This window comes from Novosphingobium sp. TK71 (assembly GCF_055361505.1).
Window position 1 is genome coordinate 2,727,530 of record NZ_CM143962.1, and the last position, 25,225, is coordinate 2,752,754.

Genomic DNA, 25,225 nt, shown 5'->3' on the forward strand with positions numbered 1-25,225 from the left:
TTGCGCAATTAGCCGGACCCTCGCATGTTCCCTCGCGTCCGACAGGCAACCGGGGGGAACTTGCCGTGCGTCCATATTCCATGGTGAAATTCGATCGCTTCTATCTCGGATCTCTGGTTCTGGGCGTGGTCAACGCGCTCCTGGCCGCCCGCGATACCCTGTCCGCCGTCAGCGTCGGATTCGTTCTCGGCGTCCAGGCTTTCAGCATGGCCTTGATGATACTGCTCTGGTTCCTGATTTCGCGCCGCGCCAACAACGCGGCGAAGTGGGTGCTGACCGTGTTGACCGCGATCGGCCTCCTCGTCATGATTCCAACACTGCCGATCCTCGCCGCAGGTTCCGCTCTGGACCTGATCTTTATGGCGGCCGTCACTGCGCTTCAGGTCACCGCAGTCGTCAACCTGTTCCGCGCCGATTCTCGCGCCTGGTTCGCGCGCAAGGGCATCGTCCTGGACAACGAAACCATCTTCAGCTGACGATCAGCGCCGCTGCCGAAAGAATTGCCGCAGCATTTCCGCTGCCGCCGATTCGCCGATTCCCGAATAGACTTCCGGTTTGTGCAGGCACTGGTCGTGCTCGAACACGCGGGCGCCGTGTTCCACCGCACCGCCCTTGGGATCGGATGCCCCGTAATAGAGCCGGGAGATTCGCGCATGGGCGATCGCCCCCGCGCACATGGCGCAAGGCTCCAGCGTGACCCACAGCTCGCAGCCTTCCAGCCGCTCGTTGCCCAGAACCAGCGCCGCGGCGCGAATCGCCTCGATCTCGGCGTGACTCGTGGGATCGTGGCGTTCGCGCGGGCCGTTGCGGCCTGCCGCGATCACCTTTCCATCCTTCACCACCACCGCACCGATCGGCACTTCGCCTGAATCGGCGGCTTCACGGGCTTGCGCGAGAGCGAGTTCCATGTATTCGGGCAGGGGCCAGCGGGTCATGGCAATGCGCTAGACCTTCAAAAAGCTGTGCGCAACTTGACCTTCACCCGGGGAATCGCTAAGGGCGCGCCTTCCCGTATTTACGGCCACAGACTTTTTCGAGCGAGAGTAGACATGTCCCGCATCTGCGAACTGACCGGCAAGGGCCGCCAGGTCGGCTGCAACGTCAGCCACGCCAACAACAAGACCAAGCGCGTCTTCCTTCCCAACCTTCAGAACGTCACGCTGCTGTCGGACGGTCTTGAGCGCAGCTTCAAGTTCCGCGTCTCGACCCACGGCCTGCGTTCGGTCGAGCACAACGGTGGTCTCGACAACTGGCTGCTGAAGACCTCGGACACGAAGCTCAGCCCGCGCGCCGTCAAGGTGAAGCGCGAACTGAAGAAGATCCAGGTCGCCGCCTGATCCTTGCGCTCCCTTCCGGGGGCGTGACGATACGGTTCGCGAAAAGGCGTGCAAGCCCGGCTTGCGCGCCTTTTCGCATGTCCGGATTCCTGAAAAGGCCCGTAGCGGGCCACCCCTGAAAAGGCCCTTAGCGGGCCGCCGGCGATCAGGGCAGATCGGCCGGATCGACGCTCAGCTTCCAGAGCAAGGTACGCTGTAGCGGCGAGAAATTGTCGTCCGAGATCAGCCAGACGGTCAGCCTGCCGTCCTTCCGCGGGGCGATCGCGATTCCTTCGAAGTTGTCGATAGGCAGGTCGGACGAAAGCCGCGCCACTTCGCGGACCTTCCAGACACCGCCGGGGCGAATCGTCCGGGGATCGCCGATCGCGATCCGCCCGGCAAAACGCTGCGGCATCGGCCAGATCAACCGGCGCATCAGTATCAGCAGGCGGCCGTCAGGCATCTGCACCATGTCGGTAGGGCTGAATCCGGTCGGCGCGTCGAGCGTGAATGCCTGCCCCTCGCCAGCCGATTCTCCCCTTGGTCCCTTCGCCGTGGGATCGCCGGCGAACAGGGCCGCCTCGTGCAGGTGGTCGCTCCAGTCGACATAACCTTCGCGCAGCAGGACGAAGCGCCCGTCCTGCAGGCGCGTCATCGCTTCGGGGCCTGAATTCACGCCCCAATCGGCCATGACCGGCGGACGCACCCTCGCCTCTATCCCGTAGTCCGCGCCCATGCGGTAGATCGCGTTTCGGCCCTCCAGCCCCAGCCAGATCGTGCCCTTGTCATCCTGGGTGGCCGATTCGACATCGCGATCGGCCTTCTCGGGCTGGGCGGAGAGGGCAAGCTCGCCGATCCGGCTGTCCGCCTGCGATTCGCCGGGCGCCCGGAATTCGAGGTAATCGCCCGAATCGCTGAGCGCCAACATCATGCCCCCGGGCCGCAGCAGCAGCGAGGAGTAGCTCCCGAAGGAATGCGTGCGGCTGCGAGCCAGCCACACCTGCTCCAGCGCGAACGGCCCCAGCCGGGGGCCGGTCCGTTCGGGGGGCGGCAGGTCCAGCGGGACGAAGGCCAGCTCGAACGTCTTGAATTTGGGATGATGCGGCGAACGGCCCCAGGTCAGGGGCAGCAAGGACAGCAGGGCGAGGAGAGCAATGGTGCGGCGCACAAGGGCGGGATAAGCATTCCGGCGAAGGCCGCAAGCCGCTTTCGCGCCGCCTCCCCCGGAATCGCCGTCACGCAGGCGTCAATTCATGGCGCCGGTGAACAGGATCGGATCAAGGCGGGCATCGTTCCACTTGATCGACCAGTGCAGGTGCGGCCCCGTGGCGCGGCCCGACATGCCGATCCTGCCGATCACCTGCCCTTGCCGGACATGATCGCCCTGCTTCACGAGAATCTCGGAGCAATGCAGGAAAGCGCTGTTCAGCCCCATGCCGTGGTCCAGCATCAGCAGGTTGCCTTCCAGCGTGAACGGCTTTTCGGCGGCAAGGATCACCACCCCGTCGGCGGGGGCGACGAACGGCGTTCCGCTGGTGCCGGTGGCGATGTCGAGGCCGGAGTGATAGGCCCCCGGTTCACCCCGATAGACCCGCTGCGAACCGAACCGGCCGGAAATGCGCCCCTTCGCCGGCCAGACGAATTGCTGGCGCCACCCCTGCGCATCGGTATGCAGCGCGCGGGCGGCATTGATGCGATCAAGCTCGGGCTGGCGGATCGCCATGAAGGCCTCGGTCGCACCGCCGGGCTTGCGGGGAATGTTGATGTTCTCGATCTGCCAGGCCCGGGGCGAGACAGGGACCGGCTGCGTTATCCTGCGGCCATTGGCCAGCGTGGCCGTAAGCGTGGCGATCGTGCCGGCATCACGGTCAAAAGCGGCGAACCATGCGCCGTCCGGCGCCACCTGCACCGGCTGTCCATTGAGCGCGAGGGCCGTGGTGCCCGCAGGCGCCTTGCCGCGCATCCAGCCGCCCTGGGTCAATTCGCCGCCGTAGGTCAGCGCGGCAGCAGGGGCAACGGGAGCAATCGGCTGCGCCGCCAGCCCATTCCACGCGAGCAAAGCCCCCCCGGCCACCACGCCGGCGAGAATCAGCGATGCCCCGAGGGCCTTGCGCGCCGTCATGCCTTTCCGGTGAGGCGCTTGGTCGCGATTTCCGCCGAGGCGTAAGGCTCCTGGAACTCAGCGCTCCAGTAGCGCAGTTCCTCAAGCGGGATCTTCTCGCCGGTGACGGCGCAGAGCACGAAGTGTCCGCCGCTCAGCACCCGGAATCCATTGGGTCCGTAGGCGAGCTTGGCGGGGCGGTCGGCAGAAGACATAAGCATGGGCGAAATCCTAGCAGAGCGCGCCGTTCAAAACAAATCGCCCTGCCTCGAAGTGTCCGCCTTCGGTCGCACCGGGCGCTTTGGCGCCGCCGCCTCGGCAGCAGGTTCCGCAGGTTGTGCCGCTGCGGCGCGGGGTGCGGGCGGCGCCTCGGCCCCCACCGCGACCACAAGCTCGCCATCCCGGAATTCCAGCGTCAGCAGCGATTCGCGCGACGCCGCTTCCCGACTGGTCAGCGCGCGGCCGTCCGGGCCCTTGGCAAGGACGTAGCCCCGCTCCAGCGGCCGCTTCGGATCGAGCTGCGGCAGCACGCGGGAAACCGGCGCCAGACCGTCGCGCGCCATGGTCCAGCGGCGCGTGAGCAGGCGCGGGGTGAGGCCGACGCGCAGCAGCCGCTCCTCGCTGCGTTCCATCCGGTGGCGCAGCAGGGGCAGCGAAAGGCGCGAGGCGGTACGGCCAAGCTGTTCACGTTTGCGGCCCGCTTCGTCACGCAGCCCGCGTCGCAGGCGTTCGGACAGTTCGTCAAGCTTCTGCGCCTTGGCGGCCAGGATCGCCTCGGGCCTGGGCAGGCGCTGGACGCGGGCTTCCAGCCGTTCGCGGCCCAAGGTGACCGGGCGCAGCGCGCAGCGGCGCTTGCGATAGGCCAGTTCGTCGAGTGTCGCGGCCAGTTCCATGCGCACCGGAACCGCCATTTCGGCGGCAGCGGTAGGCGTGGGCGCGCGGCGATCGGCGGCATAGTCGCACAGCGTGGTGTCGGTTTCGTGCCCGACCGCCGAAATCACGGGAATCGACGACTCGGCCACGGCACGAACCACGATTTCCTCGTTGAACGACCACAAGTCCTCAATCGAACCGCCGCCGCGCGCCACGATCACCAGATCGGGGCGCGGAACCGGGCCGCCGGGACGGATCGCCGAAAAACCGCGCACGGCATTGGCAACCTGCTGTGCCGAGCCTTCGCCCTGCACCAGTACCGGCCAGACGAGGACGTGGCTGGGGAAGCGATCGGCAAGGCGGTGAAGGATATCGCGAATCACCGCGCCGGTGGGTGACGTCACGACGCCGATCACGCGGGGCAGGAAAGGCAGTTCCCGCTTGCGCTCTGGCGCGAAGAGGCCTTCCGCGGCAAGCCGCGCGCGCAGCTTTTCGAGCAGCGCCAGCAAGGCGCCCTCGCCCGCGATCTCCATCGATTCGATGACGACCTGGTATTTCGAACGCCCGGGATAAGTCGTGAGCTTGCCGGTGGCGATCACCTCGATGCCGTCTTCGGGCCGGAACGCCAGCCGCTGCGCACCGCCGCGCCACATGACGCCGTCGATCACCGCCTTGTCGTCCTTGAGAGCGCAATAGAGGTGGCCCGAAGCCGCGCGCTTGACGCCCGAAAGCTCTCCGCGCAGGCGCACGAAACCGAAACGATCCTCCACCGTGCGCTTCAGCAGATTCGAAATCTCGCTGATCGAGAGCGGCGCAGCGTTGTCCCCGGCCGCTTGCTTCGCTACCAGCCCCCCGGAACGACCATCATCGAATTCGTCGTCATCGAAAGGCACGGCTAATGAACATCCTTCTTCTGGGCTCTGGCGGCCGCGAACATGCGCTGGCCTGGAAGCTGGCGCAATCCCCGCTTTGCGAGACCCTATGGGCTGCGCCGGGTAACCCGGGCGTCGCCGAAGTCGCAAGCTGCATTTCGCTGGATGTCACCGATCACGCGGCGGTCATCGCCTTTTGCGAGACGAACGTGGTCGGCCTCGTCGTCATCGGCCCCGAAGCGCCGCTGGTCGACGGTCTGGCAGATTCCCTGCGCGCCGAGGGCTTTTCGGTGTTCGGTCCGAGCCAGGCGGCGGCCCAGCTCGAAGGTTCGAAGGGCTTCACCAAGGACCTGTGCGAACGCGCGGGCATTCCCACCGCCGGTTACGACCGCGTCTCCAACGAGGCGGACGCCATGGCCGCGCTGGCGAAGTTCGGCGCCCCGGTCGTCATCAAGGCGGACGGTCTTGCCGCCGGCAAGGGCGTGACCGTTGCCATGACCATGGCCGAGGCCGAGGACGCCGTGCGCGAGATCTTCTCGGGCCGCTTCGGCGAAGCCGGCGCCGAGGCCGTGATCGAGGAGTTCATGGAAGGCGAGGAAGCCAGCTTCTTCGCGCTTACCGACGGTTCCACCATCGTCCCCTTCGCCTCGGCGCAGGACCACAAGCGCGTGGGCGACGGCGACACCGGCCCCAATACCGGCGGCATGGGCGCCTATAGCCCTGCCCCGGTGCTGACGCCCAAGCTCGAGGCCGAAGTGCTCGAACGCATCATCGCGCCGACCGTGCGCACGCTGCAGAACGAAGGCACGCCCTATTCCGGCGTGCTGTTCCTGGGCGTGATGCTGACGCGCGAAGGCCCCAAGCTGATCGAGTACAATTGCCGCTTCGGCGATCCCGAGTGCCAGGTGATGATGCTGCGCCTCGAATCCGATCTGGTGGAACTGCTCCACGCCTGCGCCGACAACCGCCTCGCCGCGATCGAACCCCCGCGCTTCAGCCGGGATACCGCGCTCACCGTGGTGATGGCCGCGAACGGCTATCCGGGCACCCCTGAAAAGGGCGGCGCGATTGCCGGTATCGCCGCGGCGGAGGCAAACGGCGCCAAGGTGTTCCACGCCGGTACCGAATTGAAGGACGGCGCACTCGTCGCCAGCGGCGGCCGCGTGCTCAACGTGACGGCGCGGGCCGCTTCGGTCTCCGAGGCGCAGGCCAAGGCCTATGCCGCCGTCGATGCGCTCGATTTCCCCACCGGCTTCTGCCGCCGCGACATCGGCTGGCGCGAAGTGGCGCGCGAGAAGGCTCATGGCAAGTAAGGTCGATACCTTCCTGAAGGGCTCACTGGCGGCAGCGGCGCTGCTCGCCGGTGCCGGCGTCGGCTATTACTACGGCGTGTTCCTGCCGGGACAGGCCGCCCGGCAGGAAGCCCGCGTGCTGGCCGAGCAGGAAGCCCGGCAGAAGCAGCAGGACGCGCAGACCAAGGCGCAGGAACGCGAACAGGCCGAACAGTCGCGCCGGCAGGAAGCCGCGCAGCAGGAATATCAGGACTGCCTGAACTTCGCGGAACTGTCCTACAAGCAGCGCTGGACCGCGAGCTGCCGCGCACAGCACGACGCCGACGTGGCCGCGCTGGCGGATTGTGCCGACAATCTCTTCGCCACCGAGGACGGCTGCCGCGCCAAGGTCCCCGTCCGGCCGGAACGCGATTGCGCCCTGCCCGGCCAGACCGCGCAGAGCTATTCGGATGCGCGCGAACAGCGCAAGGCCGAATGCCTTGCCCGCTTCCAGTCCAACCAGCCGGGAGTCCAGCCGCCCGCCCAGTCGCCCGCTCAGTCGATCCCGCCGTCCGGGGCGAACGGCTACGGCCCGCCGGCCGGTCAGCCGACTACCTTCTGATCTCCCGGCAGACGAGCCGCAGCGGGGCGATCTCGATTACCGGCGTTTCCCACGGGTGAATCGCCATGATGCGGTCCACCGCCTGGCGAAACGTCGGGTCGTCGGCGCGGCAGGGCGCGTGGACCTTGACCACCACGGTTGGTGAAAGGCTGATCTTGCCGGATTCTCCGACCGTGGGCGTCGCATCCTGCCCGGGCACGAAGCTCTCCCAGCCCAGGCCCATCTCGACCACGCCCTTGTAGAAGCCGAAATTTCCGAGCTGGTTGTCCTCGCGAATCGTCGCCAGGATCGATGCGAGAACCGGGTCGCGCTCCGCCGCCTCGCCGTCTCCCGCCAGCATGGCGGCAAGAGTCTCCTGCGTAACGGGAACATGGACGCGCAGCATCGTCGCTTCACGGGTGATCATGCCGGTTCATTCTCCATCAGCAGTTTGACGACCATCGCGAGGCGCTTGGCATCCTCGCGGGCAAGGTGTTCCGCCGGCAGGCGAATCCGGGCCTCTTCCAGCGCCGCGTCGACCTGTTCGCGCGAAACGCCCTGCCCGACCATCCATTCCCCCAGGAACCGGATCGGGAACGGCAGGCTTTCTCCGATTCCCTGGCACAGGATTTCCAGCCAGTACTGGTCGAGATCGGCATCGGAATAGACCTGCCGGTCCCCCACGAAGGCGATGAGTTCGGACAGCACCTGCTCCGGCGGAAGCCCTTCCGATTCGAGAGTGGCAAAGCTGATGCCGTGCAGCGCCTCGGCCTCTTCCGACCAGTCCCACGTCCGCCACACCGGAAGGGGCCTTATCAGCCAAGCACGGCTTTGCCCGTCGACCCGCGCCACCGCCACCTCGATGGGATAGGACGGGCCGTACTCCGGCAGGCAGCTTGCCTCGAAGTCGATGAGGGCCGGTTCGCCCTGTGGATCGTGAGCCGGTATGTGCTGGGCCATGAGTGCTCCTGATCGGGAAAAGGCCAGCCTCGCGCGCAAAAGGCGCCGCGTCAACGCCGTGCCGGACGCAAAGAGGGCTCCGTCCTTGCGAACGGAGCCCTCTTTTCCTGCCGCTGCCGGCCCGGCCGGATCAGCCGACGCGTTCGGCGATCAGTGCCTGGAGGTCCGCCTCGGGGCGGGCACCGTAGTGCGAGATGATCTCGCAGGCGCAGATCGCGCCATACTTGAGGCATTCCTCAAGGCTCTTTCCGCGCACATGGCCGAACAGGAAGCCGGCGGCGAAGAGATCGCCCGCGCCGGTGGTGTCCACCACGCGCCCGATCGGCTCGGCGCCGACCCTGGCGCGCTGGCCGTCCGAGAACGCCTCGGCGCCGTCCGCACCGCGCGTGACGACCAGCACCGGAATCTTCGGCGCCAGTTCGGCAACGGCCTTCTCGAAATCGTCATGGCCGACGAGCGCCGCCATCTCGTGTTCGTTGCAGAACAGCACGTCGATCTTGCCGGTCTCGATCAGGTCGAGGAAATCGGCGCGGTGACGGTCGATCACGAAGCATTCCGAAGGGGTGAAGGCGATCTTCCGGCCTGCCGAACGGGCAGCCTCGATCGCCTTGCGCATGGCCGCGCGCGGTTCTTCCGGGTCCCAGAGGTAGCCTTCGAGGTACAGCACGGCCGCGCTGGCGATGGCGCTTTCGTCCAGCGCTTCTGCGGGAAGGTAGTGGGATGCGCCGAGGAAGGTGTTCATCGTGCGCTGGCCGTCGGGCGTGACGAAGATCAGGCAGCGCGCCGTCGGCGGGTTGCCGGGGCGGGCCGGAACGTCGAAGGCGATGCCGCCGGCGCGGATGTCATGCGTGAACACTTCGCCGAGCTGGTCTTCGGCGACCTGGCCGATGAAAGCGCACCGCGCGCCGAGCGCGGCAAGACCGGCCAGCGTGTTGGCGGCGGAACCGCCCGAAATCTCGCGGGCGGGGCCCATGGCGTCGTAGAGGCTCTTCGCCTGGTCGGCGTCGATCAGCATCATGCCGCCGCGCGAAAGGCCGAGTTCCTCGATCAGCGAGTCCTCGCAGTTGGCGATGACGTCGATGATGGCGTTGCCGATGGCAATCACGTCGAGGCTGGGCGGCACGGGGGATTGGGCCATGCGGAAAAGAGTCCTTGGAATTGTCTGGAAGTCAGGTCGCGAGTAGCGTGCAGCCCGCCGCTTCGCAAGCGTGGCGGCAGTTGACAGCTTCGGAACGCCGCGCGATGCCGGGCGTGACCATGATCGACCAGAGCCAGGCCCGGGCCTCCCTTCCCGCTTTTCGCCGTTCCGTTTCTCGCCCCGCCGCGCTTCGGTGGTTCGTGCTTCAGAGGCCCGCGCCCCGGTGGCCGGCAATGCGCGGCCCTCTTGCCGCCGCTGCGATGGCCGCATTGCTGGCCGCCTGTTCGAGCACTTCGGGCGGAGTTTCCAGCACGCCGACCGCCCCGTCCCAGCGCGGCAGCCGTATCCCCGCGGTTCGCCAGCCCTCGCATACCGCGCGCAATCCCAGCATCCAGACCATCCCCGGCGTCGAAGGCGTGATCGGATCGAACGAGGGCCAGCTCGTGCGCATGTTCGGCCAGCCCCGTCTCAACGTATGGGAAGGCGATGCCCGCAAACTGCAGTTCACCGGGAACGCCTGCCTGCTGGACATCTTCCTTTACCCCTCGACCAGTTCGAAGGAGCCGGTCGCCACTTATATCGATGCCCGCCGTTCTTCCGACGGGCAGGACGTTGACCGCGCCGCCTGCATCGCCGCGCTGCGCAAGCCCTGACCGGCAGGTTGCCCGGGAATCCGGGATACGCGAAAGCGCACCGCGCACCGCGCACATGCGAAAACGCCCGCGAGCAGCAAGCCTGCTCGCGGGCGTTTTCGTGTTCCGGCGGAAGGGAACGGCGGATCGGGGCGATCCGCTATTCCCTGATCCGGGTGCCGGGTTACTCGCCGGTTTCTCCGGCAGCCTCGGCAGCGCGCTTGGCTTCGAGCCAGGCGGCGACTTCGGCTTCCTGAGCGGCTTCGCTGGCCGCGCGCGAGGCGGCTTCGCGTTCAGCGCGCAGTTCCTCGATCAGGGCGTCGCGATCGTCGGTCAGACGTTCGTCGCTCTGGCCATCGTCCTGGATGCCGGCCTTCTTGGCGGCCTTGAAGACGATGAAGTCGAGTTCACGCTGCGAACAGAGGCCCAGCGTGACCGGGTCCTTCGGCGTGATGTTGGCAATGTTCCAGTGCGAACGGTCGCGGATCGCGGCGATCGTGTTGCGGGTGGTGCCGATCAGCTTGCCGATCTGCGCATCCGAAACCTCGGGGTGGTTGCGCAGGATCCATGCGATGCCGTCGGGCTTGTCCTGACGCTTGGACACCGGCGTGTAGCGCGGGCCCTTGGTACGGCTGGAGGTGACCGGAACCTTGTGCATACGGAGCTTGTACTCCGGGTTTGCCTGGCCCTTCTCGATCTCTTCCATGGTCAGTTCGCCCGAACGCACGGGATCGCGTCCGGTATACTTGCTGGATGCCAGGTCATCGGCCATCGCCTGAACTTCGAGCATGTGCAGGCCGCAGAACTCTGCGATCTGCTCGAAGGTCAACGCAGTGGTATCGACCAGCCACGAGGCGGTCGCGTGCGGCATCAGCGGAGTGGGCTGGCTCATGTCTCTATCTCCGGCGGAAACAATAAGGGCCGCCCCTTCGCGGAGCGGCCGTACAGAGCCGATTTAGGGAAACTTTGTCCATTCGGCAAGCAAAAGCCTAGCTTTCGGCAACTCTGTTCTGCTTGCCGCTGCTGCGATTCGTCCCGGACCCGATCAGACTTCGAGCACGATCTTTCCAACGTGGTCGCCCGCCTCCATCCGCGCATGGGCCGCAGCGGCCTCGGCGAGCGGGAATCGGGTGTCCATGACCGGGCGCAGCACCCCATCCTCGACCAGCGGCCAGGCATTGGCGCGAATCTCCTGGGCGAGCAGCGCCTTGAACGAATCCGTGCGCGGACGCAGCGTCGATCCGGTCAGCGTGTACCGGCGGCTCATGACGACGGCCATGTTGATTTCCGCCTTCGCGCCGCCCTGCACGGCAATGGTGACATGCCGGCCATCGGGCGCAAGGCACTTCAGATTGCGCGAGACGTAATCTCCCGCGATCATGTCCAGCACGAGGTCCACGCCCCTGCCCCCGGTGATCCGGGCGACTTCCTCGACGAAATCGGCGTTCTTGTAGTCGATCGCATGGTCGGCGCCGATCTCCAGCGCGCGGGCGCACTTGGCGGGCGAACCGCAGGTCACGATCACGGTAAGGCCGAACTGGCGGCACAGCATGGTTGCCATGGTGCCGATGCCGCTGGTGCCGCCATGGATGAGGATGGTCTCCCCTTCCCGCGCCCAGCCGCGTTCGAACACGTTGTGCCACACGGTAAACAGGGTCTCGGGCAAGGCCGCCGCCTCAGCGAGAGAAAGCGATTCGGGCACCGGGAGGCAGGCGCCCACCTTGGCGATGCAATATTCGGCATAACCGCCGCCCGCCACCAGTGCGCAGACGGCCTGCCCCGGCACGAATTCGCTCACGCCTTCGCCCAGCGCGGCGATCCGGCCCGAGATTTCCAGCCCCGGCAGCGGCGATGCGCCGGGCGGCGGCGGATACTTGCCCTGTCGCTGCACCACGTCCGGACGATTGACGCCGGCAAAGGCAACCTTGACGAGAACCTCGCCGGAACCGGGCGACGGAACGGGCACGGTCACGGGCCGGAGAACCTCGGGACCGCCGGGCGCTTCGAAGCCGATCGCGGTCATCGTACTGGGTAGGTTGGCTAACATGATCATCCTGTTGCCACAGTCCCACTTTGAAGTGGAACATAATTTCTGGCCATTGACAGTGCCGAAGTACAGTCCGATGCTGCATTGCAATGGACGACGACGATCGACCGCGGCGGTGGTCATCCGAGAACAACCCCGGAAGGGCTGAACTTGGTGCCGCCAGCCTTCTCGCCAGCGAAAGCCTAGATCGCTTTTCGCTGGACGAACTCGACGCACGCGTCACGCTTCTCGAAGCAGAAATCGAACGCATCAAGGCTCACCGGCAGAAATCGGCCGCGCACATGCGCGCCGCGGATGCCCTGTTCAGGCCGAAGCAATCATGATCGTCGTCACACTGGGCCCGATCCCGGACCTTACCTTTCACGTCAACCTCGCAACCCTCCTGAGCGACCCTATATATGAGTTGAAACGAAGCCCTATCAAAACTCCCCCGCAAGGAGAGTCTCCCTCCCAAATGAAAGTCTTCTAGATGCCAAGTTTCGCGCAAAGCCTGGAAAAGACACTGCACTCGGCCCTGTCGCACGCTTCCGAGCGCAGCCATGAGTACGCCACGCTAGAGCACCTGCTGCTCGCCCTGATCGACGATCCGGACGCGGCACAGGTCATGCAGGCATGTGGCGTGGACCTTGGCGACCTCGGTGACGTGGTGCGCCAGTACCTCGACCAGGAATACCAGTCGCTCAAGACCGAGGAAAAGGGCGATCCCGCCCCCACGGCAGGCTTCCAGCGCGTGATCCAGCGCGCGATCCTGCACGTCCAGTCCTCTGGCAAGGATACCGTCACCGGCGCCAACGTGCTGGTCGCGCTGTTCTCCGAACGCGATTCCTACGCCGTCTACTTCCTGCAGCAGCAGGACATGAGCCGCCTCGACGCCGTCAGCTACATCAGCCACGGCATCGGCAAGGGCGGCAAGCGCGTGGAAGACCGCAGCTCCAAGGGCAACGAGGAACACGCCCCCACGCCCGAGGAAAAGGCCGAGGCCAAGAACGCCAGCAAGAAGGATTCGGCGCTCGACCAGTTCACCGTCAATCTCAACGAGAAGGCGCTGCTGGGCAAGGTCGACCCGCTGATCGGCCGCGGCCCCGAAGTGGACCGCACGATCCAGATCCTCTGCCGCCGTTCGAAGAACAACCCGCTCTATGTGGGCGATCCCGGCGTCGGCAAGACCGCCATCGCCGAAGGTCTGGCGCGCAAGATCGTCGAAGGCGAAGTGCCCGAAGTCCTGGCCGAAGCGGTGATCTACTCGCTCGACATGGGCAGCCTGCTGGCCGGCACCCGCTATCGCGGCGACTTCGAGGAACGCCTGAAGCAGGTCGTCTCCGAACTGGAGAAGATGCCGCACGCGATCCTGTTCATCGACGAGATCCACACGGTGATCGGCGCCGGCGCCACCAGCGGCGGCGCGATGGATGCCTCGAACCTGCTCAAGCCCGCGCTGTCGGGCGGGACGATCCGCTGCATCGGTTCGACCACCTACAAGGAGTTCCGCAACCACTTCGAGAAGGACCGCGCCCTGCTGCGCCGGTTCCAGAAGATCGACGTGAACGAACCCACCGTGGAAGACACGATCAAGATCCTGCGCGGCCTGCGTACCGCGTTCGAGGAACACCACAAGGTCAAGTACACGCCGGACGCGATCAAGACCGCGGTCGAGCTTTCGGCGCGCTACATCAATGATCGCAAGCTGCCCGACAAGGCGATCGACGTGATCGACGAAGTGGGCGCGATGCAGATGCTGGTGCCCCCCAGCCGCCGCAAGAAGACGATCACCGCCCGCGAGATCGAGCAGGTGATCGCCACGATGGCGCGCATCCCGCCCAAGTCGGTCAGCTCGGACGACAAGAAGGCGCTCGAGAATCTCGAACGCGACCTGAAGCGCGTGGTGTTCGGCCAGGACAAGGCGATCGGGGTGCTTTCCACCGCGATGAAGCTGAGCCGTGCGGGGCTTCGCGATCCGGACAAGCCGATCGGCTCGTTCCTGTTCTCCGGCCCTACCGGCGTCGGCAAGACTGAAGTGGCCAAGCAGCTCGCCGCGGTCATGGGCATTCCGATGCAGCGCTTCGACATGTCCGAATACATGGAGCGTCACTCGGTCAGCCGCCTGATCGGCGCGCCTCCGGGCTATGTCGGGTTCGATCAGGGCGGGTTGCTCACCGATGCCGTCGACCAGCAGCCGCATGCGGTCCTGCTTCTCGACGAAATCGAAAAGGCACACCCCGACCTGTTCAACATCCTGCTGCAGGTGATGGACAACGGCCGCCTGACCGACCACCACGGCAAGACCGTGGACTTCCGCAATATCGTGCTCATCATGACCACGAACGCGGGCGCATCGGACATGGCCAAGTCAGGCATCGGTTTCGGCGACGTTTCCAAGGCGGATGCCGGCGAGGAAGCGGTGAAGCAGCTCTTCACCCCGGAATTCCGCAACCGTCTCGATGCCATCGTGCCCTTCGCCTATCTCGGCAAGGAAACGATCAGCCGGGTCGTGGACAAGTTCATTCTCCAGCTCGAACTCCAGCTGGCCGACCAGAACGTCCACATCCAGTTCGACTCCGATGCGCGCGAATGGCTCGGCCACCGCGGCTATGACAAGCTCTACGGTGCCCGCCCGATGTCGCGCGTCATTCAGGAGAAGGTCAAGCAGCCGCTGGCGGAAGAACTGCTGTTCGGCAAGCTGGCGCAGGGCGGCGAGGTTCACGTCTCCGTCAAGGAAGACGCGCTGAACTTCGAACTGACGCCCGCCGCGCCCAAGGTGGTCAAGGGCAAGAAGGCCCCGGCCGCAAAGAAGTCGGCCAAGAAGCCCGGTCCCCAGTCGGAAGCCAACGCGGACGACTGATCGCACGGCCCCCGCGGGCCAGCAGGATCGACGATCAGGAAATGGGGCGGGAACCACAGGGTTCCTGCCCCATTTTGCTCACATGCCTCGCGATTTCTCCTGGATCCGACCTGAGCCCTGGGGAATCCACGTCGTCCCCGCCGATTGCTGGATCGATCCCGCCCGCCCGGTGGCGCGGGCACTGGTGACTCACGGCCACTCTGACCATGCGCGCGGCGGGCACGGCGAAACGGTCGCCACGCCGGAAACGCTCGCCATCATGAAGTTGCGCTACGCAACTTCCGAGGGCGCCGTGCCGGTCGCCTATCATGAGACGCTGAAGCTCGCCGGCGGCGTATCCGCCACTTACATCCCTGCCGGGCACGTCCTGGGCTCCGCACAGATTCTCCTCGAACATGCCGGCGAGCGCATCATCGTGACCGGCGATTTCAAGCGCCGCGCCGATCCCACCTGCCCGCCCTTCGAAGTGACGCCCTGCGATGTCCTCATCACCGAAGCCACCTTCGGCCTTCCCGTATTCCGCCACCCCCCCGTCGAGCACGAGATCGCCAGACTGCTCTCCGCCCTCGCCGTCAATCCGCAGCGCTGCGTGCTGGTCGGTGCCTATGCCCTCGGCAAGGCGCAGCGCCTGATCGCCGAACTGCGCCGCGCAGGACATCATGACGCCATCTACCTGCATGGCGCGATGGAGCGGATGTGCCGGCTTTACGAGGAACTCGGCGTCGATCTCGGCGAACTGCGGATGGTGAGTGACGTCACGAAGTCGGACCTCGCCGGAAGTGTGGTCATCGCGCCGCCTTCCGCCCTCAACGACCGCTGGAGCCGCCGCCTCCCCGATCCGATCACCGCCATGGCCTCGGGCTGGATGCGGGTGCGCCAGCGCGCCCGGCAGCGGATGGTCGAACTGCCGCTGGTGATTTCCGATCATGCGGATTGGGACGAACTGACTCAAACCGTGATCGACGTGAATCCTGCCGAGACCTGGATCACGCATGGGCGCGAGGAAGCGATGCTGCGCTGGTGCCAGTTGAATCAGCGAACCGCGCGGGCGCTGGCGCTGGTGGGATACGAGGATGAAGATGATTGAGAGGATTCGCGCAAAGACGCACAAACCCGCGGCAACCGGAAAGCGCGCCGTCAGCGTGCAGCCGCGCCCCTGCCGGTCCGGCTTTGCCTGTCCCTGATGGAACGCTTCGCCGCCCTTCTGGACGCTCTGGTCTATACCCGCAGCCGGAACGCCAAGCTCAAGCTCCTGGCCGACTACCTGCATGATACGCCTGACCCCGATCGCGGATGGGCGCTGGCCGCGCTGACGGACGGGCTCGATTTTCCCGCCGTGAAGAGCTCGACGATCCGCAACCTCATGGGCGAGCGGATCGACCCGATCCTCTGGACGCTGAGCCGGGATTACGTCGGCGATTCCGCCGAGACTGCCAGCCTGCTCTGGCCCGGGCCCGAGAGCCCGCCCGATCCGCCGACCGTTACCCAGGCCGTGGACGCCCTCTCCCGCATGACCCGCGCCAATGTCATGGCCGAACTGCCGCGCCTGCTGGACCGGCTCGATGCGGAAGGACGCTATGCACTGCTCAAGCTCGCCACGGGCGCGATGCGGATCGGCATCTCGGCCCGACTGGCCAAGACCGCGTTCGCGCAGGCTTTCGATGTTCCCGTAGACGATGTGGAGGAGCACTGGCACGGCCAGCAGCCTCCTTATGCCGCCCTGTTCGACTGGGCCGCCCACGGCGCCGAGCCCCCCTCATCCGAAGACCTGCCCCTGTTCCGCCCCTTCATGCTGGCGCATCCGCTGGAGGATACCGAGCTCGATCTTGCCGACTATGCGGCCGAGTGGAAGTGGGATGGCATTCGCGTGCAGGTCGTTCGCGTTGCCGGGGAAACGCGGGTCTACTCCCGCTCGGGCGACGATATTTCCGGCACCTTCCCCGAGATTGCCGCAGCACTCCATATCGACGCGGCGCTTGATGGCGAACTGCTGGTGCGCGGCATGCACCAGGGCGGCGAGGAAGGCGGCGCCGCCAGCTTCAACGCGCTTCAGCAGCGGCTCGGCCGCAAGCTGGTGTCCAGGAAGATGCTGGCGGAATATCCGGCATTCGTGAGGCTCTATGATGCTCTCATCATCGAAGGCGAAGACCTGCGCGCGCTTCCCTGGCGAGTGCGGCGGGAGCGCCTGGAGGCGCTCGTTCCCGGGCTCGATCCCGCGCACTTCGATCTCAGCACCGTGATCCCCGCGAGCGACTTCGCCGAACTCGCCGCCATTCGCGAACGTGCACGGGACGACGCGATCGAGGGGCTGATGCTCAAGCGCCGCGACAGTCCCTATGTCGCCGGCCGCAAGACCGGCCTCTGGTACAAGTGGAAGCGCGATCCCCTGCTGATCGACTGCGTGCTGATGTACGCCCAGCGCGGCAGCGGAAAGCGTTCGTCCTTCTATTCCGACTACACCTTCGGCTGCTGGGACGGCGACCCGGACGATATCGCGAATGGCGGCGCGGAACTGCTCCCGGTCGGCAAGGCCTACTTCGGCTTCACGGACGAGGAATTGAAATGGCTGGACCGCCACGTCCGCAACCACACCGTCAATCGCTTCGGCCCGGTGCGCGAGACGGACAAGTCGCTGGTGCTGGAAGTGGCCTTCGATTCGGTTCATCTCAGCAAGCGGCACAAGTCCGGCCTCGCCATGCGCTTCCCCCGCATTCACCGTATCCGCATGGACAAGCCGGCCCATGAGGCGGACCGGATTGAGACCCTGAAGGCCATGATCCGGGATTGACCGGGATCAAGTTCCACGTGGAACAGATCGGCTAGAGCGGGGATGCTCTCCTTTCCGCGCCCGGAGTTTTGCCCGTGACGACCCAGACCGAAGCCCCCGCTACCCCGCACGACATGATCGGCGGCGCGCCCGTATTCGAGGCAATCGCCAATCGTTTCTACGACCTGATGGAGCAGAACCCGGCCTATGCCGAACTTCGGGCGATGCATGCCGAAGACCTCGAACCGATGCGCCGCTCACTGCCCCGCTTCCTCGCCGGTTGGGCGGGCGGCCCGCGTGACTGGTTCGAGGCCAATCCCGGCAAATGCATGATGAGCCTGCACAAGGACTTTCCCATCGATCGCATGACGGCCGAACAATGGGCGGAAGCGATGGCCCGCGCCATTGCCGAGGTCGCACCCGAACCTGCCAACATCGCGCAGGCCATGACCGATGTGCTGACCCGGATGGCCCGGGGAATGGCGCGATAGACTGCCCGGCTTCGCCGCGCGCCACGGCGATCGGCAGGGCCGCCGCCCTGCCTCCGTCAACGTTCCACGTGGAACTGCTTATCGCGCGAAGTTGCGCCGCGCAACAATTCCAGCCGTGACGGCGCGAGATCCAGGGCAGCGGCCAGCAGTGTGCGCACCGCCTCGTTCGCCTTGCCGTCTTCCGGCTTGGCCCGCACTTTCACCAGAACGCGGCCGTCGACGATCTCCAGCGTTTCCACTTTCGCGCCGGGCGTGACGCGCACTGCCAGCCTTTGTTCGGAATCGATCAGGGCGCGCACGGCCTCTGCCGGCGGCAACATGGCCTTCGGCTTGGCCATCAGCCTTCCAGACCCAGCGCCTCGGCATGGAGACGGCCATTCACGACATAGCCTTTCACACCGGCTTGATTGGCCGCGATGGCATCGTCATCGAGGTCGCGCAGGTACTTCGCCGGTCGCCCCATCCAGAGCTGTCTTGCACCGATGCGCTTGCCGGTAAGCTGCGCACCCGCCGCCAGCATGCCATCGGATTCGATATGGCTGCCGTCCATCACGATCGCGCCGAGGCCGACGAAGGCGCGGTCTTCCAGCGTAGAGCCGTGAATCATCGCCATGTGCCCGATCAGCACGTCTTCCCCGATGAGCGTCGCATAGCCTTCCGGCCGGCTGGGCTTGGGGCTGTCGCAATGAATCACGGTGCCGTCCTGCACATTGGTCCGCGCGCCGATCACGACGCGATTGACGTCGGCGCGGATCACGCAGTTGTACCAGATGCTGACATCCGGCCCGATCTCGACATCGCCGATGATACGGCAGCCGGGGGCGATGAAGGCGCTCGAATGAATCCGGGGCGCCTTGCCGTGGATGGCGGCCACGGTGATATCGGTTCGGTTCTGAATCATCCTGCCCTCTTCCCGCCGCGCCGGTTCAGCGCGGCTGCGCGGCCCATTCCTCGCGCGTGATCGAATAAACGATGGTGTGCCGCAGCGGTGGCTCGAAGCGCAAGTCGTCGTAATCGAGTTCCTGGCGCCGACGCATGCCCAGACGGCGCATGAGCCCCCAGCTCGGCTCGTTCTCGATCACGGTGATGGCGAATATTTCCTCCGCGCCGAACTGCCCGAAGCCGGCATCGAGCGAGGCGCCGGCGGCTTCCTTCGCATAGCCCTTGCCGTGCGAGTCACTGCGCAGCCGCCAGCCGATCTCGAACGCGCCGAGGAACGAAGCCCCCGGCGCGTCGATCTTCTTGAGACCGCAAAAGCCGAGCATCTCCCCGGACAGGTCACCGCCATCGGCCTTCCGCTCGGCGATCCAGAACGTGTGCCCCCAGCTTTCATGGAAGCCGAGCATCCGGGCTTCCGAAGCCGCCAGCCGCTCCGCATCCATCACCCCGCCCAGCCAGCGCATGACCTGCGGGGTATTGGTGACTTCGGCGAAGCGCGCGATGTCGCCCGGTTGCCAGTTTCGCAGCACCAGACGGTCCGTCTCCAGTCGGAACGCCGTCATGACGTCACTTCTGCAGGAGGCGTGCGGCGTGGACGGCGTGATATGTCAGCACGCCCGAAGCACCCGCCCGCTTGAAGGCCAGAAGGGTTTCCAGCACCATCGCATCGCGGTCCGCCGCGCCGGCCGCTACCGCCGCCTCGATCATCGCGTACTCGCCCGAAACCTGATAGGCGAAAACGGGAACCTCGAAGGTTTCCTTCACCCGGCGCAGAATATCGAGATAGGGCAGGCCCGGCTTGACCATGACGCTGTCGGCGCCTTCATCGAGATCCATCTCGACCTCGCGCAGCGCTTCCTCGGCATTGGCCGGGTCCATCTGATAGGTCTTCTTGTCACCCTTGAGCAGGCCGCGCGTGTTCACCGCGTCGCGGAACGGACCGTAGAACGCCGAGGCATATTTCGCGGCGTAGCTCATGATCTGGACGTTGACGAAGCCCTCGTCCTCCAGTGCATCGCGAATGGCGCCGATGCGGCCGTCCATCATGTCGGAGGGGGCGATGATGTCGGCCCCTGCCCGCGCCTGATTCAGCGACTGGCCGACCAGCACTTCCACCGTCTCGTCATTGAGCACATAGCCGTCGTCGTCCACGAGCCCGTCCTGCCCGTGGGTGGTATAGGGATCGAGCGCGACATCGGTCAGCAGGCCGATCCGGTCGCCAAGTTCATCGCGGATGGCGCGCAGCGCGCGGCACATGAGGTTGTCGGGGTTGAGCGCTTCGGCGCCATTATCGCTGCGCCGGTCGGGCTGGGTGTCGGGGAACAGCGCAAGGCAGGGAATACCGAGATCCGCCGCTTCCCTGGCACGCTGGACCATCAGGTCCACCGACCAGCGCGACACGCCCGGCAGCGAGGCGATGGGCTGTTCGACGCCCGAACCCTCGGTCACGAAGACCGGCCAGATCAGGTCGGCAGGGGTCAGCACCGTCTCACGGTGCATGGCGCGGCTCCAGGCCGTGGCGCGCGCGCGGCGCAGGCGGGTGTGGGGATATGCTCCGGTCATGCAGGGTGATTGCCGGAAAAGCGCAGGCGGTTCAATGAGACGGACTGTCCAAGGCATCAACCCAGGTTGTGCGAAACGGCAGCGCCCTTATTCGGCCGGTTTGGGGGCCAGCCGGTCGATCTCGCGCTGCGCTTCGGTCGGGCCGTCGGCAGGGGCGGCGATATCGCCAAGCGCCTCGCCGGGCTGGACGCCGAGCAGCGCGTTCATTCGCCCCTTGAAGGCATCCTTCTCCTTGCCGTCGATCTGCGGTCGCGAAATGAAACGCAGACCCGACGGATTGATCGTCTGCCCCCCGCGATAGGCTTCGAAGTGAAGATGCGGCCCGGTGGAAAGGCCCGTCGAGCCGACATAGCCGATCACCTGCCCGGCCTTGACCCGCGCGCCTCGGGCCACGGCGATACGGCTCATGTGGCCATAGCCGGTATCGAGTCCGCCTCCGTGGCTCAGGCGCACATAATTGCCGTGCCCGCCATGCCGTCCCGCAAAGTTCACCACGCCGTCGGCCACGGCATAGATCGGCGAGCCATAGGCCGCGCCGTAGTCGATCCCGGCGTGCATGCGAACGTAGCCGAGAATTGGATGACGGCGCTTGCCGTAAGGCGAGGTCATGTGCCCGGCGACCGGCATTCCTCCCGGCGCCCCTCGTGCCTGGGTAAGCGCGGATGCGGCAAACATTTCGCCGTCCTTGCCCCAGCGCAGCAATTGCACGCGCGGTTTCCCGCCGTGATCGAGCCCGGCATAGAGCAGTTCTCCCACCTCGCGCTCGCCCTTGGCGGAGCGCTTGTAGGCAACGACGATGTCGAACTGGTCCTGCGCGGCGATGTCGCTTTCCAGGCTCAGATACTTGTCGATGGCGCGCAGGTAGGACTGGATCGCCCCCACCGGCGCGCCTGCATTGCGGGCGGAACGGTAAAGGCTTGAACCCACCGTGCCGCGAATGCGCAGCGGCGTCTCGTCCACGCGGATCGGATGGCGCACCAGCGCAAGGTTGCCGCCGGGACCACGCTCCACCGAAACATCGAGATCGAAGCGGGCGCGGAAATCCATCGAGTCCATCGCCCGAGGAGCGTTCGGTGTCGGGCGGCGACCCATGGTAATGTCGAAACGCGTGCCGGAGGAAAGATCGCCCAACGGCACGGCCTGACTCACGAGCCCCGCAATCTGCGAGACGTCCGTCGCCCCCACGCCAACCCGCTCCAGCATGCGGGCGAAACTGTCCCCCTGCGCCAGCGTCGAGACGATCTGGATCGAGGGACGCTCCGGCACCCCGGCCAGCGGACGCACCAGCGGGCTCGCACCCATGTGGCGGCCGCTGTCGGCACCCAGCGCCAGCGGTGAAATGGTCTGGCTGCGAAATTCGTCGCGGCTGCGATCGGCAATCGGCATCGCGGTGGCCGCTTCCACCGCGGCGAAATCGGGCCACATGGCAATGGCCGCGGCACTGAGGCCCAGCAGCGTGGCAAGCCCCCGGAACCAGCGGCGACTGCCGATGTCGCAGGCCAGGTCCGGCGCGATCTCGGCATCATGGCACCAGCGTTCGATACCCTGCTTCCAGCAGGTCAGGATCGGCGGTTTTCCGGGAATCGAAACGCCGGATGCCGGCGCATGATCGTGCAGCACCTGGTCGTGCGAGAGCGCCGCGACATGCGCCGCGACATCGCCACCCTGATCCTGTGCCCTGAACAAATTGCCACTTCCCGCGTTCACGCCCGAACTTGCGGCGCGTGCTGCAAACGACCTGTCGGCCCCGGCCTGATCCCGCGAACCGGCGGCTCATGGGGCGACCTTCTGCCCCCTCAAGGTTAATCTCCAGCTAACACTGTGGATTTCCACCCCGGTTTTCGATGAGCCGAGACTTGCGGGGGGCTGGAGGCAGTGCCACATTCGGCCTCGCAATGGTTCACGGCCGGCATGTCTCGTCGCGAAACGACGCCCCCTGCGGGGTGAAGGCCGTGCTCGGTCCCACGAATACCGGCAAGACCCACCTCGCCATAGAGCGTCTCTGCGCCCATTCCAGCGGAGCCATCGGCTTCCCGCTCAGATTGCTTGCGCGTGAGGTCTACGACCGGGTCTGCAAGATCAAGGGCGAGCGGAACGTCGCCCTGATCACCGGCGAGGAACGCATCGAACCCAAGGATGCGCGCTACCTTCTCTGTACGGTGGAAGCGATGCCGGTGACGGAGCGCAGCCTCGCCTTCGTGGCCATCGACGAAGCCCAGCTCGGCGCCGACCGCGAGCGCGGCCATGTCTTCACCGACCGCCTGCTTCACGCGCGCGGCCGGGAGGAGACCATGATTCTCGGTTCCTCCACGCTGGAACCGATGGTCAAAGCGCTGGTGCCCGGTGTCGAGGTGATAACCCGGCCGCGTTTCTCCACGCTCTCTCACGCGGGGGCCAGAAAGCTCTCCCGCATCCCGCCGCGCAGCGCCATCGTCGCTTTCTCGGCCGAGCAGGTCTACGCGATTGCGGAAATGCTGCGGCGCTTCCGTGGCGGCGCCGCGGTCGTCATGGGCGCGCTGAGCCCCCAGACGCGCAATGCCCAGGTCGAGCTGTACCAGTCCGGCGAGGTCGATTATCTCGTCGCCACCGACGCTATCGGCATGGGGCTCAACCTCGATGTCGAACATGTCGCCTTTGCCGGTCTCTCGAAGTTCGACGGCCAGCGCCACCGGCGGCTCACCACTTCGGAAATGGCCCAGATCGCCGGACGCGCGGGCCGCCACCAGAAGGACGGCACCTTCGGCACGCTCACCGGCTCCGGCGGGCATGATTCGGAATTCGAACCGGACGAAGTCTACGCGATCGAAGAGCACCGCTTCCCTCCGTTGACCAAGCTGTTCTGGCGCGAGCCGGACCCCCGGTTCGACAGCGTGGCAACCCTGATCGCCGACCTCGAAACGCCGCCCCACCGCGATGGGCTCGTCCTCGCGCCCGAGGCGATTGACCTCGCCGTGCTCAAGCGCCTTGCCGACGAAAATCAGGTTGCAGACAGTGTGCGCGGTCACGCCATGGTGCGCCGCTTCTGGGAAGTCTGCCGCCTGCCCGATTTTCGCCAGCAGGGCGTGGAGACCCATTCCCGATTCGTTGCGCGGCTCTGGCAGGACCTGCGCCACGGCGAACTCGGGGCTGACTATATGGCCCAGCAGATTGCCCGGCTCGACATTACCGGCGGCGACATCGACACCCTACAGGGCCGCATCGCCGCGATCCGCTCCTGGGCCTATATCGCCCAGCGCCCGGACTGGGTTCTCGCCCGTGAGGAAATGGCCGCCCGCGCCCGTGCGGTAGAGGCTCGCCTTTCCGATGCCCTCCATGGCAAACTTACCGAACGATTCATCAACCGCAGGACCGCTGTGCTCATGAAGAAACTCGGCCCCGATGCCGGACTGCTTTCAGTCCGCCTCGAAGACGAGGAAGTGCTGGTCGAAGGCGAGCACATCGGCTCGCTGCACGGCTTTGCCTTCCAGGTCGATCCCGCCGCCCGCCTTTCCGACCGCAAGCTGCTGCTCGCGGCCGCCGAACGGCACCTGCCGGCCCTGCTCCAGTCCCGCGCCGCCGCACTTACCGCCGCGATTCACGAGGGCGTGGCTCCGCTCACCCTCGAAAACGGCAAACTGAGCTGGGAAGGCGAAAAGATCGCCACGCTTTCGGCGGGCCGTTCGCTGCTAGCCCCCCTGCTGATTCCCGACCGCGTGCTCGACACGATCCCCGCCCCTGCCCGCAAGGAACTGGTGGCCGCGCTGGAAGCCTGGCTGGAAGCGGCGCTCGAACCGCTCGCCCCCTTGCGAAAGCTGGATGAGGCAAGCCGGGCCGAGGATGCCGGGCCGGAACTGCGCGCGCTGCTCATCACATTGGTCGATCGCGGCGGCATGATTCCCCGCGAGGGATCGGGCGTAGACCGGGTCGACAAGGCGCGGCGCACGATGCTGGCAAGGCTCGGCGTGCGCGTCGGCGCGCTGGACCTGTTCGTTCCCGCCATGCTGCGCCCCGGACCGATCGCGCTATGGCGCCAGCTCGCAGGGGTCGCCGGAAGCAGCCGTGCCGGGAATCCGCCAGATCCGGCAATGCCGCCCGCCATGGATTCGGCGAAGCGTCACAACACTCCGGGATACCGGGACCTCGGCAAGCAACTCGTGCGCCTCGACATGGCCGAGAAACTGCTGCGCGAGGCACACGAGGCACGGAGCGGCGCGAGCGGCAACGCCAACAGCAACGGCAACAGGGGCCCTTCCCGTTCGTTCTCCCTGGATCCGGCACGTGCGGTGTCGATGGGCCTGACGACCGCCAGTTACGCCCGCCTGCTGCGGATTGGCGGATTTCAGGCGCTGGTGCCGCGTCCACTGGCGGAAGGCGCTTATGGCCCTCCGGCACCGGTGCGCTGGCGCTGGCGTCCGCCGCGGCGTGAAGCCGAGGAAATCCGGCCGGCGCCCCAGCGCAGCGACGGCGCCTTTGCGGCACTTGGCGAGCTTCTTGGTGCGGGCCGGGGCCGATAGCGATAGGGAGGCAGGGCAAGAATGAGGATCGACAAGCTTCTCTGGTTCCTGCGCCTCACCAAAACGCGCCCCCTTGCCCAGGCCATGGCGGAAGACGGCCATATCCGGCTCAACGGCCGCCGCGTCGAACGGGCCCATCAGAAGGTCGGGCCGGGCGATGTGCTCACCGTTCCGACAGCTGGAGGCGTCAGGGTGATAGAAATCCTTTCCCTTCCGGAGCGCCGCGGCCCTGCCCCCGAGGTGCAAGCCTGCTACAGAGTGCTTGACGCGGGGGCCGATGTTCCCATAGCAGCGGCCAACCGAAACGAGGCCTTCTAAGAGG

General features: G+C 66.2%; 27 protein-coding genes. 12 read left to right on the forward strand and 15 right to left on the reverse strand.

Going from position 1 to position 25,225, the window contains the following annotated elements; all coding sequences use genetic code 11:
- Positions 1 to 80 precede the first annotated feature (80 nt).
- Complete coding sequence (locus tag ACXJ16_RS12740) at positions 81 to 476, forward strand: hypothetical protein (RefSeq protein ID WP_324697541.1); 396 nt, start codon at positions 81 to 83, stop codon at positions 474 to 476.
- 3 nt (positions 477 to 479) lie between these two features.
- Here ACXJ16_RS12740 and ACXJ16_RS12745 read toward each other — a convergent pair whose 3' ends face one another.
- The gene (locus tag ACXJ16_RS12745; protein WP_324697539.1) at positions 480 to 935 is read right to left on the reverse strand and encodes a nucleoside deaminase; all 456 of its coding nucleotides are present in this window, start codon (positions 933 to 935) and stop codon (positions 480 to 482) included.
- A 114-nt stretch (positions 936 to 1,049) separates the two neighbouring features.
- Here ACXJ16_RS12745 and rpmB point away from each other — a divergent pair, with 114 nt between their 5' ends.
- A complete protein-coding gene (rpmB, locus tag ACXJ16_RS12750) occupies positions 1,050 to 1,337 on the forward strand; it encodes a 50S ribosomal protein L28 (RefSeq protein ID WP_054442023.1) in 288 nt (95 codons plus the stop codon).
- A 145-nt stretch (positions 1,338 to 1,482) separates the two neighbouring features.
- Here the strand turns inward: rpmB and ACXJ16_RS12755 are convergent, their stop codons facing one another.
- From ACXJ16_RS12755 to xseA, 4 genes are all read right to left on the reverse strand, one after another.
- Positions 1,483 to 2,484: an esterase-like activity of phytase family protein gene (locus tag ACXJ16_RS12755; RefSeq protein WP_324697536.1), complete on the reverse strand. Its 1,002-nt coding sequence runs from the start codon at positions 2,482 to 2,484 to the stop codon at positions 1,483 to 1,485.
- 78 nt (positions 2,485 to 2,562) lie between these two features.
- The gene (locus ACXJ16_RS12760; RefSeq protein WP_324697534.1) at positions 2,563 to 3,438 is read right to left on the reverse strand and encodes a M23 family metallopeptidase; all 876 of its coding nucleotides are present in this window, start codon (positions 3,436 to 3,438) and stop codon (positions 2,563 to 2,565) included.
- Positions 3,435 to 3,638: a DUF2093 domain-containing protein gene (locus ACXJ16_RS12765; RefSeq protein ID WP_185998315.1), complete on the reverse strand. Its 204-nt coding sequence runs from the start codon at positions 3,636 to 3,638 to the stop codon at positions 3,435 to 3,437. Before ACXJ16_RS12765 ends, ACXJ16_RS12760 begins: the two co-directional genes overlap by 4 nt.
- A gap of 27 nt (positions 3,639 to 3,665) precedes the next feature.
- Positions 3,666 to 5,183, reverse strand: coding sequence for an exodeoxyribonuclease VII large subunit (gene xseA / locus ACXJ16_RS12770; RefSeq protein ID WP_324697531.1), 1,518 nt, complete (start codon positions 5,181 to 5,183; stop codon positions 3,666 to 3,668).
- Between the two features lie 5 nt (positions 5,184 to 5,188).
- Between xseA and purD the strand changes: the two genes are divergently transcribed.
- Together purD and ACXJ16_RS12780 are read left to right on the forward strand one after the other, a co-directional pair.
- A complete protein-coding gene (gene purD / locus ACXJ16_RS12775; protein WP_324697529.1) occupies positions 5,189 to 6,475 on the forward strand; it encodes a phosphoribosylamine--glycine ligase in 1,287 nt (428 codons plus the stop codon).
- Positions 6,465 to 7,055: a hypothetical protein gene (locus ACXJ16_RS12780; RefSeq protein ID WP_185998318.1), complete on the forward strand. Its 591-nt coding sequence runs from the start codon at positions 6,465 to 6,467 to the stop codon at positions 7,053 to 7,055. Before purD ends, ACXJ16_RS12780 begins: the two co-directional genes overlap by 11 nt.
- Here the strand turns inward: ACXJ16_RS12780 and ACXJ16_RS12785 are convergent.
- The 3 genes from ACXJ16_RS12785 to ACXJ16_RS12795 all read right to left on the reverse strand — a co-directional run bounded on the left by ACXJ16_RS12785 (position 7,045) and on the right by ACXJ16_RS12795 (position 9,132).
- Positions 7,045 to 7,461, reverse strand: a complete 417-nt coding sequence (locus ACXJ16_RS12785; protein WP_243692582.1) for a hypothetical protein — start codon at positions 7,459 to 7,461, stop codon at positions 7,045 to 7,047. The two genes, ACXJ16_RS12780 and ACXJ16_RS12785, sit on opposite strands and share 11 nt — an antisense overlap.
- Entirely contained in the window at positions 7,458 to 7,994 is a 537-nt protein-coding gene (locus tag ACXJ16_RS12790; protein WP_054442030.1) for a 3'-5' exonuclease, read from the reverse strand. Before ACXJ16_RS12790 ends, ACXJ16_RS12785 begins: the two co-directional genes overlap by 4 nt.
- 130 nt (positions 7,995 to 8,124) lie before the next feature.
- Positions 8,125 to 9,132 (reverse strand): adenosine kinase, encoded by a 1,008-nt coding sequence (locus ACXJ16_RS12795; RefSeq protein ID WP_185998319.1) that lies wholly within the window; start codon positions 9,130 to 9,132, stop codon positions 8,125 to 8,127.
- Between the two features lie 233 nt (positions 9,133 to 9,365).
- Between ACXJ16_RS12795 and ACXJ16_RS12800 the strand changes: the two genes are divergently transcribed.
- Positions 9,366 to 9,785 carry a hypothetical protein gene (locus tag ACXJ16_RS12800; RefSeq protein WP_463920779.1) on the forward strand — a complete coding sequence of 140 codons (420 nt, stop codon included), beginning with the start codon at positions 9,366 to 9,368 and terminating at the stop codon, positions 9,783 to 9,785.
- Between the two features lie 163 nt (positions 9,786 to 9,948).
- On the opposite strand, the gene ACXJ16_RS12805 is transcribed toward ACXJ16_RS12800, so the two are convergent.
- Together ACXJ16_RS12805 and ACXJ16_RS12810 are read right to left on the reverse strand one after the other, a co-directional pair.
- A complete protein-coding gene (locus ACXJ16_RS12805) occupies positions 9,949 to 10,656 on the reverse strand; it encodes a DUF1013 domain-containing protein (protein WP_054442031.1) in 708 nt (235 codons plus the stop codon).
- A 153-nt stretch (positions 10,657 to 10,809) separates the two neighbouring features.
- Positions 10,810 to 11,811: an NAD(P)H-quinone oxidoreductase gene (locus tag ACXJ16_RS12810; protein ID WP_463920780.1), complete on the reverse strand. Its 1,002-nt coding sequence runs from the start codon at positions 11,809 to 11,811 to the stop codon at positions 10,810 to 10,812.
- A gap of 89 nt (positions 11,812 to 11,900) precedes the next feature.
- Here ACXJ16_RS12810 and ACXJ16_RS12815 point away from each other — a divergent pair, with 89 nt between their 5' ends.
- The 5 genes from ACXJ16_RS12815 (at position 11,901) to ACXJ16_RS12835 (ending at position 17,908) form a co-directional block, all read left to right on the forward strand.
- Positions 11,901 to 12,134: a DUF1192 domain-containing protein gene (locus ACXJ16_RS12815; protein ID WP_054442032.1), complete on the forward strand. Its 234-nt coding sequence runs from the start codon at positions 11,901 to 11,903 to the stop codon at positions 12,132 to 12,134.
- Positions 12,135 to 12,280: 146 nt separating this feature from the next.
- Positions 12,281 to 14,650 carry an ATP-dependent Clp protease ATP-binding subunit ClpA gene (clpA, locus tag ACXJ16_RS12820; protein ID WP_132468621.1) on the forward strand — a complete coding sequence of 790 codons (2,370 nt, stop codon included), beginning with the start codon at positions 12,281 to 12,283 and terminating at the stop codon, positions 14,648 to 14,650.
- 82 nt (positions 14,651 to 14,732) lie between these two features.
- Positions 14,733 to 15,737 carry a ligase-associated DNA damage response exonuclease gene (locus ACXJ16_RS12825; protein WP_324697519.1) on the forward strand — a complete coding sequence of 335 codons (1,005 nt, stop codon included), beginning with the start codon at positions 14,733 to 14,735 and terminating at the stop codon, positions 15,735 to 15,737.
- 96 nt (positions 15,738 to 15,833) lie between these two features.
- Positions 15,834 to 17,438 carry a cisplatin damage response ATP-dependent DNA ligase gene (locus ACXJ16_RS12830; RefSeq protein WP_324697517.1) on the forward strand — a complete coding sequence of 535 codons (1,605 nt, stop codon included), beginning with the start codon at positions 15,834 to 15,836 and terminating at the stop codon, positions 17,436 to 17,438.
- Between the two features lie 113 nt (positions 17,439 to 17,551).
- Complete coding sequence (locus ACXJ16_RS12835; protein ID WP_324699098.1) at positions 17,552 to 17,908, forward strand: group II truncated hemoglobin; 357 nt, start codon at positions 17,552 to 17,554, stop codon at positions 17,906 to 17,908.
- A gap of 56 nt (positions 17,909 to 17,964) precedes the next feature.
- Here ACXJ16_RS12835 and ACXJ16_RS12840 read toward each other — a convergent pair whose 3' ends face one another.
- The 5 genes from ACXJ16_RS12840 to ACXJ16_RS12860 form a co-directional block, all read right to left on the reverse strand.
- Positions 17,965 to 18,246, reverse strand: coding sequence for a DUF167 domain-containing protein (locus ACXJ16_RS12840; protein ID WP_463920781.1), 282 nt, complete (start codon positions 18,244 to 18,246; stop codon positions 17,965 to 17,967).
- On the reverse strand, positions 18,246 to 18,809 hold the full coding sequence (locus ACXJ16_RS12845; protein WP_324697513.1) for a gamma carbonic anhydrase family protein: 564 nt from the start codon (positions 18,807 to 18,809) through the stop codon (positions 18,246 to 18,248). Before ACXJ16_RS12845 ends, ACXJ16_RS12840 begins: the two co-directional genes overlap by 1 nt.
- 25 nt (positions 18,810 to 18,834) lie before the next feature.
- A complete protein-coding gene (locus tag ACXJ16_RS12850) occupies positions 18,835 to 19,410 on the reverse strand; it encodes a GNAT family N-acetyltransferase (RefSeq protein WP_463920782.1) in 576 nt (191 codons plus the stop codon).
- A 4-nt stretch (positions 19,411 to 19,414) separates the two neighbouring features.
- On the reverse strand, positions 19,415 to 20,410 hold the full coding sequence (hemB, locus tag ACXJ16_RS12855; RefSeq protein ID WP_463920783.1) for a porphobilinogen synthase: 996 nt from the start codon (positions 20,408 to 20,410) through the stop codon (positions 19,415 to 19,417).
- Between the two features lie 87 nt (positions 20,411 to 20,497).
- Complete coding sequence (locus tag ACXJ16_RS12860) at positions 20,498 to 22,096, reverse strand: peptidoglycan DD-metalloendopeptidase family protein (RefSeq protein WP_463920784.1); 1,599 nt, start codon at positions 22,094 to 22,096, stop codon at positions 20,498 to 20,500.
- Positions 22,097 to 22,305: 209 nt separating this feature from the next.
- Here ACXJ16_RS12860 and ACXJ16_RS12865 point away from each other — a divergent pair, with 209 nt between their 5' ends.
- A complete protein-coding gene (locus ACXJ16_RS12865) occupies positions 22,306 to 24,903 on the forward strand; it encodes a helicase-related protein (RefSeq protein ID WP_463920785.1) in 2,598 nt (865 codons plus the stop codon).
- A gap of 21 nt (positions 24,904 to 24,924) precedes the next feature.
- On the forward strand, positions 24,925 to 25,221 hold the full coding sequence (locus ACXJ16_RS12870) for an RNA-binding S4 domain-containing protein (protein ID WP_054442041.1): 297 nt from the start codon (positions 24,925 to 24,927) through the stop codon (positions 25,219 to 25,221).
- The last annotated feature ends 4 nt before the right edge of the window (positions 25,222 to 25,225 follow it).